The following is a 1,001-nucleotide window of genomic DNA, read 5'->3' on the forward strand; positions in this document are numbered from 1 at the left end:
CGGCCCTGCGGACCGGCGGGGTCGGGGCAGACGTCGGCGGAGACGACGCGCTCGCGGTCCGACCACGTCGAGCCGGACTGGCCGAAGAAAAGGGGAGTGAAGGTGGGGGTGACGGGGACGTGTGGGGTGCGCGCGCCCAGGGCGGCGGGTCCGCCCGGCGCATGACCACCGCGTCGGAACGCTCGGGGGCGCGCGGGTCCGTTCTGACGCAGCCCGCGGCGTGCGCGACGGGGATCGCCGAGTCGTTGCCCGTGACCGCGCACGGAGCGCGTACGCCGTGCGCGTGGAGCACCGCCGCGATGCGCCGCCAGTCCTCGCGCGCCTGCTCCTGGACGCCCGCGTGGGTGTGCGCCAGGGTGGCCTGGACGGCCAGATGGCCCGCCAGCACCGCGGTGAGGACGACGGCCGCCGGCGCCGAGCGGCGGGCCCGGTCCGCCAGGCGGAGCAGGCCGAGGGCGGCCGGTACGGCCAGCAGCGCGTAGCCGGGCAGCAGGAAGCGCGGCGCGGCGTAGGGCAGCAGGAAGAAGTACTGCGCCATGAGCGAGCCGGCCGTGACCGCGGCCAGCCACAGCGGCGCCGCGTCCCCCGTGCCCGCCATGCCCCACGGCGTACGGGAGCGGCGCGCCGCGAGCAGGCCCAGCGCGGCGAGCAGCGCCAGCAGCGGCCACCAGGCCGCGGCCGCCCACCACACGCCGTCGCCCGTGCAGGGGCGGCACAGCAGCGGGCCGTCCAGCGAGGTCCTGGTCACCGCCGGGGCCACCGAGGCGATCGCCGCCGCCCTGCTGGCCCTGGCGGAACCGGGCGACGAGGTGATCGCGCTGGAGCCGTACTACGACTCGTACGCGGCCTGCGTCGCCATGGCCGGCCGCACCCGCGTCCCCGTCACCCTGCGGCCCTCCCCCGGGCCCGGGCCGGCGTACCGCCTGGACCTGGACGAGCTGCCCGACGCCGTCACCCGCCCCACCCGGCCCAACCTGCTGAACCCCCCCCACCACCCCCCC

At 78.4% G+C, this 1,001-nt stretch carries 1 protein-coding gene and 1 pseudogene; one reads left to right on the plus strand and one right to left on the minus strand.

Going from position 1 to position 1,001, the window contains the following annotated elements:
* A pseudogene (locus ACLIYP_RS30565) lies at positions 1-748 on the minus strand (hypothetical protein); the annotation flags it as partial.
* Between ACLIYP_RS30565 and ACLIYP_RS30570 the strand changes: the two are divergent.
* On the plus strand, positions 702-1,001 hold a 300-nt coding region (locus tag ACLIYP_RS30570), incomplete at its 3' end, for an aminotransferase class I/II-fold pyridoxal phosphate-dependent enzyme (protein ID WP_412716317.1). The pseudogene ACLIYP_RS30565 and the gene ACLIYP_RS30570 sit on opposite strands and share 47 nt — an antisense overlap.

This window comes from Streptomyces nanhaiensis (assembly GCF_046614825.1).
In the GTDB taxonomy this organism is placed as follows: Bacteria; Actinomycetota; Actinomycetes; order Streptomycetales; family Streptomycetaceae; genus Streptomyces; species Streptomyces radiopugnans.